This window comes from Allobranchiibius sp. CTAmp26 (assembly GCF_017565405.1).
In the GTDB taxonomy this organism is placed as follows: Bacteria; Actinomycetota; Actinomycetes; order Actinomycetales; family Dermatophilaceae; genus Allobranchiibius.
In genome coordinates, this window is record NZ_JAGEKR010000004.1 from 98,371 (window position 1) to 104,718 (window position 6,348).

Here is a 6,348-nt window from a genome sequence, read left to right on the forward strand (position 1 = left end):
ACATGCCGTTCGACGCGACCGAGGTGCGGGAGGACTTCCCGTTGCTGTCCCGCACGGTGCGCGACGGCAAGCCGCTGGTCTACCTCGACTCCGGCGCCACCTCGCAGAAGCCCACGGCGGTGCTGGACGCCGAGCGGGACTTCTACGAGCACCACAACGCCGCCGTGCACCGTGGGGCCCACCAGCTCGCCGAGGAGGCCACCGACGCCTACGAAGGTGCGCGCGCCACGATCGCGTCGTTCATCGGCGCGCAGCCGGACGAGGTCGTCTTCACCAAGAACGCCACCGAGGCGCTCAACCTGGTGGCGTACGCATTCAGCAATGCCGGCGCGGCCGGTGCCCTCGACGGCGCCGACCCGCAGGTCGCCGACCGGTTGAAGATCGGTCCCGGCGACGAGATCGTGGTCACCGAGATGGAGCACCACGCCAACCTGGTGCCGTGGCAGGAGCTGTGCCGTCGCACCGGCGCGACGCTGCGCTGGATCCCCGTCACCGGCACCGGCGAGCTCGACCTGAGCGACCTGGGCACGATCGTGACCGAGCGCACCAAGGTGCTCGCGTTCGCGCACGTCTCCAACGTCACCGGCGTGATCAATCCCGTCGAGACGCTCGTCGCGGCAGCACGCGAGGTGGGCGCCCTGGTGGTGCTGGACGCCTGCCAGTCGGTGCCGCACCTGCCGGTCGACGTCGCGGCGCTCGGGGTCGACTTCCTCGCCTTCAGCGGCCACAAGATGCTGGGCCCGCTGGGCATCGGCGTGCTGTGGGGCCGGGCCGAGCTGCTCGCGGCGATGCCGCCGTTCCTGACCGGCGGTTCGATGATCGAGCTGGTGACGATGGAGGGCTCGACGTACGCCGCGCCGCCGCAGCGGTTCGAGGCCGGGGTGCCGGTCGCGGCCCAGGCCGTTGGGCTGGGCGCAGCGTGCGACTACCTGAGCGCCCTCGGGATGGCCGACGTGCTGGAGCACGACCGGGTCATCACCACCGCCGTGCTGCAGGAGCTCGCCACGCGTCCCTGGGTCACGGTGCTCGGTCCCACAGATCCGCAGAAGCGCTGCGGCGCAGTGGCTTTCAGTGTGGACGGCGTGCACCCGCACGATGTCGGCCAGATCCTCGACGACGACGGCGTTGCCGTCCGCACCGGGCACCACTGCGCGTGGCCGCTGCACCGGGCCCACCGGATCACCGCGTCCACCCGGGTGAGCTTCTCGGTCTACACCACGCTCGACGACGTCGCCGCCTTCGCGACCGCGCTCGACCGGGTGCCGCAGATCTTCGGCCTCGAGACGGGAGCCGCCTGATGGACCTGTATCAGGAACTGATCCTCGAGCACTCCAAGCGACCGGTGAACGCCGGTCTGCGCGAGCCGTTCGATGCCCAGGTGCACCACGTCAACACCACCTGCGGTGATGAGGTCACCCTGCGGGTCAGCGTGCAGGACGGCCGGGTGCGCGACGTGTCGTACGACGCGATCGGCTGCTCGATCTCGGTGGCTGCCGCGTCGATCCTGGCCGAGGAGGTCACCGGCGAGACGGTCTCGGAGTCACTGCGCACCTACGAGGCCATGAAGGCCATGCTGACCAGCCGCGGGACCGACCCCGGCGACGAGGACGTCATCGGCGACGGCGTCGCCCTGTCCGGGGTCGCGAAGTACCCGGCCCGGGTGAAGTGCGCGCTGTTGCCGTGGAGCGCCTACACCGCCGCACTGACCGAGGCCGAGGTTCTCGGCACCACCGACCTACAGACCGTCCCCGCATCCGGAGGTAACTCATGACGGACACCACGCCAGCCCCCACCGCCAGCCCGACCAATGTGGCCGATCTCGAGGAGGCCATGCGCGACGTGGTCGACCCCGAGCTGGGCATCAACGTCGTCGACCTCGGTCTGGTCTACGGCATCACCGTCGACGGCGAGGCGAACGCGGTCATCGACATGACGCTGACCAGCGCCGCCTGCCCGCTCACCGACGTGATCGAGGACCAGACCGGCGCCGCGCTGGAGGGCCTGACGAACAGTTTCCGGATCAACTGGGTCTGGATGCCGCCGTGGGGACCGGACAAGATCACCGACGACGGCCGCGAGCAGTTGCGGGCGCTCGGCTTCAACGTCTGAGCCGGCACCGACGAACAGCCGACAGGTAACGAGCGCGGGTCCTTCGGGCCCGCGCTCGTCACTCGTACAGGACGTAGTCCGGTCGGGGAGTGAGCGCCAGCACCTGTGCGGGTGTCATCAGTGGCCCTTCCCTCGCGTCCTCGTCGAAGAACAGCTTGAAACCGGGCCGGAAGAACGCCGGGGTGCCTTTCATGACCAGGTGGTAGGTGTCGGTCTTGTCGGCCGCGGCGCCGATCCCGTCGACCGACTTCACCAGCGCGACGCCGAGGTGCGGTCGTAGCGCGAGCGGGTCGCGCAGGATCGAGGGCCGCAGCACGTGCACGATCAGCGCCTTCTCCGGCAGCCGGTGCGCGCTGACCAGCCCGGACAGGTAGGCCGCGACCTGGTTCACGACCTCACCGGTCGTGGAACCGAAGACCTCCCCGGGCTTCTGGCCCGGCCGGATCGACCACTCCGGGTCGAGAGCGAGTCCGACGTCCGGCTCGGTCAACCAGCGCTCGTACGCCATGGCCTCGTCGAGGAAGCTCGCACGTCCGGGTTGGATGTTCAGCAGTAAGAGGGCCCCCCGCGTGCGCGCCGCCGTCAGCCAGGTCTGGATCACCTCGTCGCTCACCCGGGTGCGGAAGAGACCGTCCCGGCCGGGTGCGGCCTGGACGACGGTCGCGATGAGCTCGACGACCGGAAGGATTCGGCCGCCGACGGTCCACTCGGGGCAGACGCTCATCATCCGGTCCAGCTGCACGTCCAGATCGCCGATGCCGAGCTGCCCCAGCGCCGGTGCACCGGGGGACCCGCACCAGCCGAAGAGGAACCGCGACGGGAAGATCGTTCGACCCCCGCCCGGCAGCTCGATCATCGCAGCGGTGCTCGGGCTGGGGGTCTCGGGCCGGGAAGTGCTGACCACCCTGGCGGCAGGACTGACAGCGGTCGGGGCGCCGCACGCCGTCGCGGTGACCGCGCCGAACGCCCCCAACGCACCCCCTACAAGCCCCCGTCGGGACAACCCGTGAATCGTCACCTTCCGATGACACCACGTTCCCGGGCGCGAACTCGTACGGCGTGCCGAGGTCTTCTCAGGTCGCGCGGATGGGTGCCGTGGGAAAAGAATGAGGCTGTGAAGTGAACCACTTCGCTGTCCGCTCCGTACTACCAAGCGGACGTGCGATGCAGCGGCACCTGAAGGTGCGGGCACCGATTCGCCCGATGTCCGGAAGAGACCGCATCGATCGTAGGAGTGCCCCATGTCCCAGTCCTTTACCCGTTTCCCGATGGTCGCGATCGCCGGCGCCGGTCTGGCTCTGACGCTCGCCGCCTGCGGTGGCGGTTCGAGCTCGTCCTCCAGCTCGCCGTCCAGTTCGTCGTCGGCATCGTCGTCGTCCTCGGCACCATCGTCGAGCTCGTCGTCCGCCGGCTCGTCGTCTGCGGCCGGTTCGTCGTCGTCGAGCGCGCCCGCTGCCGCGGGTCCGACCAAGACGGTCACCGCCAACGAGGTCGAGTTCAAGATCCAGCTCAGCACCATGACCTTCACGCCAGGCACCTACACGTTCGACGTGAAGAACGGCGGCTCCGCCACCCACGCTCTGAAGATCGTCGGACCGGGCGTCGACAAGAGCACCTCGGACATCGCCGCCGGCAAATCCGCCACGCTCACGGTGACCCTCAAATCCGGCACGTACGACGTGAACTGTCCCGTCGCCAACCACAAGATGCTCGGTATGGACGTCAAGATCAAGGTCGCCTGAGATGGGCGCCACCCCGGGAGTGCACGCGGGCGCCGGTGACACGGCCGGCCACGATCGCGCGAGCGAAAGGTCGGGTTCGTTCCTGACCGTCGTCGTCCTGCGGGTCCTCGGTGCGGCCGGCCTGCTCGGCAACGGCTGGGTGCACTACCACCTGTGGGATCAGGGATACCGGGACATCAAGACGATCGGCCCGCTCTTCCTCCTCGACGCCATCGCGGCCGTCGTGCTCGCTCTCCTGGTGCTGGTGGCACCCCGCCGCATCCTGCCGCTGGCCGCGCTGGTCGGGTTCCTGATGCAGGTGGGCACGATCGCCGCCCTCGTCATCACGACGAAGCGGGGTCTGTTCGGATTCACCGAGTCGACCAAGGCGCCGGACTACTGGGAGTCGGTCTGGGTGGAGAGCATCGGTGCGCTGGTCCTGCTGCTGCTGGTCGGGTACACCGTGTCCCGGTTACGAACGAGGACGGCAACGCGACGGTGGTGAGGCCCGCGGTGCAGGCGAAGGAGCGCACGGATCTGCGCGCGCTCTACGACCAGCACGCGTCGGCGTTGTTCGGCTTCGCCGTCCAGCTGTGCTCCGGCGACCGCGGCCGCGCGGAGGACATCGTCCAGGAGACGCTGGTCCGGGCGTGGCAGCACCTGCCCGAGCAACCGCCTGGGCGGCAGGGCATCCGACCGTGGTTGTTCACCGTCGCCCGCCGTATCGCGATCGACCAGCACCGCAGGTCGCAGGCTCGGCCGGACGAGGTAGCGGGCGTGGGGGCCGACCAGATCCTCATGTCGACGCCCGACGACACCGACCTCGAGGAGAGCCTGAACCGGATCGTCATCCTCGACGCACTCGCGGCGCTCTCCGCGGAACACCGGGAGGTCCTCATGCAGACGTACTACGCGGGCCACACCGTCGCCGAGGCGGCCCGCGTCCTGCAGATCCCCGTCGGCACGGTGAAGTCCCGTGCCTTCTACGCCCTCAAGGCCTTGCACCTGGCATTGATGGAACGGGGGATGACCCAATGACCGGATGGTCCTACGACCCGGTACGCGCCGACCTGGCCGCGTACGCGCTCGGCGCCTTGGAGCCGGCCGATCACATCGCCGTGCAGACGCACCTGGAGACCTGTGAGGAGTGTCGTGCCGAGCTCGCCGAGTTCGTAGCGATCGTGCCCCGGCTCGCAGCCGTGGCAGAAGGCGATCTCACGCTGCCGCAGCCGCCCGCAGCCCTCTTCGACCGGGTCGCCGCGGCTGTCGATGCCTCGACCGAACAGCAGCAGGTCGACGACCACGAGACGTCGGTGTCAGGCTCGACGAGGGCGCGCCGCTCGCGGCGGGGTGCTCGCTGGTGGCTTGCCGCAGCGGCGGCGCTCGTGGTCCTGCTCGCCGGTGGCGCGGTCGTCACCGCGCAACGGTTGCAGCACCCCGACTCGGTGAATGCGGTGGCCACATCGGGTGCCGTCATCATGCATGTGACCGCGACGGACGCCGGGTCCGGCACCTCCCTGCGCGTCAGCGTCGACGGCGTGCCGCAGAACGTGCGGTGTCGTCTCGTGGTCACCACGGACGACGGATCTCAGCACACCGCCGGCTGGTGGTCCTCGAACTACTCCGGTCACGCGGTCTTCACCTCGTCCACCGACGTTCCCCGGCAACGACTCGCCGCGCTCACCCTGTTCGACGCCGACAACCGCAGCCTCATCAGCCTTCATATGTGACGTAGACCAATCCCTCCCGGGGACGGCTCCGAACACCTTGCACAGCGACCCGGAAGGAAGCAACGTCATGAAGCACTTCCTCACCTCACCTCATGCCTCACGAGCACGGTGGGTCGTCGCTGCTTTCGCCGTCGTCGCCGCCGTGGCGCACATCCCGGTCACCGGCGAGCATCTGCGCGAAGCGCCGTACATGGGGTGGCTATTCGTGCTGCTGACCGTGGGCTGCGTCGTCATCGCCGCTGCTGCGCTCGCGCGGGACAGCTCGGCGGTCTACGCGCTCGGCGTGCTCACCTGCGGCCTCGCGGTGGTGGGCTACGCGGCCACCCGCTTGATCGCCTTCCCCATGCTCGCCGACGACGTCGGCAACTGGCTGGAGCCGCTGGGCGTCGTCTCGGTGATCACCGAGACCGTCGTCGTGGTGGCAGCCATCGTCGGCCTGCGCCACCGGGCGCAGCCGACCTCTCGAATTTCGACCTCGTACGCATCCACCGCCAGCGGCGGATGAGCATGAGGATCGAAGCAAGCGGTCTTCGTACCGCACCGTGGTTGGAAGCTCCTTGCGAGGTTTCGACGTTCTCTGCAGAAAACTGAACGGTTTCATTGTGAATGCCTCGAATGGGCGATGCCATCCCGGCATCGATCGAGCATCACGGAAGGGTTTACGCATGTCGACTGTTAAGAAGTCCCTCGCTTTGGCTGCTGCCGGAGCAGCTTGTGTGGCGATTCCCCTCTCGACCGCCTCGTCCGCGATGGCTGACTCGAGCGGCACCACCTACTTGTCGGCGCAC

General features: G+C 68.8%; 9 protein-coding genes. 8 read left to right on the forward strand and 1 reads right to left on the reverse strand.

The genetic code is table 11. From position 1 onward, the window contains the following. Positions 1 to 2: 2 nt before the first annotated feature. From J4030_RS03295 to J4030_RS03305, 3 genes are read left to right on the forward strand one after another with little or no spacing between them, the layout of a single operon-like run. Positions 3 to 1,298: an aminotransferase class V-fold PLP-dependent enzyme gene (locus J4030_RS03295; RefSeq protein ID WP_208047778.1), complete on the forward strand. Its 1,296-nt coding sequence runs from the start codon at positions 3 to 5 to the stop codon at positions 1,296 to 1,298. Continuing rightward, a complete protein-coding gene (gene sufU / locus J4030_RS03300; protein ID WP_208047779.1) occupies positions 1,298 to 1,771 on the forward strand; it encodes a Fe-S cluster assembly sulfur transfer protein SufU in 474 nt (157 codons plus the stop codon). Before J4030_RS03295 ends, sufU begins: the two co-directional genes overlap by 1 nt. Continuing rightward, a complete protein-coding gene (locus tag J4030_RS03305; protein WP_208047780.1) occupies positions 1,768 to 2,109 on the forward strand; it encodes a metal-sulfur cluster assembly factor in 342 nt (113 codons plus the stop codon). The genes sufU and J4030_RS03305 overlap by 4 nt, the downstream gene beginning before the upstream one ends. Positions 2,110 to 2,167: 58 nt before the next feature. Here J4030_RS03305 and J4030_RS03310 read toward each other — a convergent pair whose 3' ends face one another. Further along, positions 2,168 to 3,112, reverse strand: a complete 945-nt coding sequence (locus J4030_RS03310; RefSeq protein ID WP_208047781.1) for a hypothetical protein — start codon at positions 3,110 to 3,112, stop codon at positions 2,168 to 2,170. A 238-nt stretch (positions 3,113 to 3,350) separates the two neighbouring features. Between J4030_RS03310 and J4030_RS03315 the strand changes: the two genes are divergently transcribed. From J4030_RS03315 to J4030_RS03335, 5 genes are all read left to right on the forward strand, one after another. Beyond that, positions 3,351 to 3,851 carry a hypothetical protein gene (locus tag J4030_RS03315; RefSeq protein WP_208047782.1) on the forward strand — a complete coding sequence of 167 codons (501 nt, stop codon included), beginning with the start codon at positions 3,351 to 3,353 and terminating at the stop codon, positions 3,849 to 3,851. 1 nt (position 3,852) lies between these two features. Beyond that, on the forward strand, positions 3,853 to 4,335 hold the full coding sequence (locus J4030_RS03320; RefSeq protein ID WP_208047783.1) for a hypothetical protein: 483 nt from the start codon (positions 3,853 to 3,855) through the stop codon (positions 4,333 to 4,335). An 8-nt stretch (positions 4,336 to 4,343) separates the two neighbouring features. Further along, entirely contained in the window at positions 4,344 to 4,868 is a 525-nt protein-coding gene (locus J4030_RS03325) for a sigma-70 family RNA polymerase sigma factor (protein WP_307864537.1), read from the forward strand. Beyond that, the gene (locus J4030_RS03330) at positions 4,865 to 5,560 is read left to right on the forward strand and encodes an anti-sigma factor (RefSeq protein ID WP_208047785.1); all 696 of its coding nucleotides are present in this window, start codon (positions 4,865 to 4,867) and stop codon (positions 5,558 to 5,560) included. Before J4030_RS03325 ends, J4030_RS03330 begins: the two co-directional genes overlap by 4 nt. Positions 5,561 to 5,627: 67 nt before the next feature. Continuing rightward, positions 5,628 to 6,065 (forward strand): hypothetical protein, encoded by a 438-nt coding sequence (locus tag J4030_RS03335; protein WP_208047786.1) that lies wholly within the window; start codon positions 5,628 to 5,630, stop codon positions 6,063 to 6,065. Positions 6,066 to 6,348 lie beyond the last annotated feature (283 nt).

Excerpts from the sequence above, each read along its gene's own strand:
- J4030_RS03295 (WP_208047778.1), top strand. The coding sequence starts at position 3 with ATGCCGTTCGACGCGACCGAGGTGCGGGAGGACTTCCCGTTGCTGTCC.
- J4030_RS03305 (WP_208047780.1), top strand. The coding sequence starts at position 1,768 with ATGACGGACACCACGCCAGCCCCCACCGCCAGCCCGACCAATGTGGCC.
- J4030_RS03320 (WP_208047783.1), top strand. The coding sequence starts at position 3,853 with ATGGGCGCCACCCCGGGAGTGCACGCGGGCGCCGGTGACACGGCCGGC.
- J4030_RS03335 (WP_208047786.1), top strand. The coding sequence starts at position 5,628 with ATGAAGCACTTCCTCACCTCACCTCATGCCTCACGAGCACGGTGGGTC.
- J4030_RS03315 (WP_208047782.1), top strand. The coding sequence starts at position 3,351 with ATGTCCCAGTCCTTTACCCGTTTCCCGATGGTCGCGATCGCCGGCGCC.
- sufU (WP_208047779.1), top strand. The coding sequence starts at position 1,298 with ATGGACCTGTATCAGGAACTGATCCTCGAGCACTCCAAGCGACCGGTG.
- J4030_RS03330 (WP_208047785.1), top strand. The coding sequence starts at position 4,865 with ATGACCGGATGGTCCTACGACCCGGTACGCGCCGACCTGGCCGCGTAC.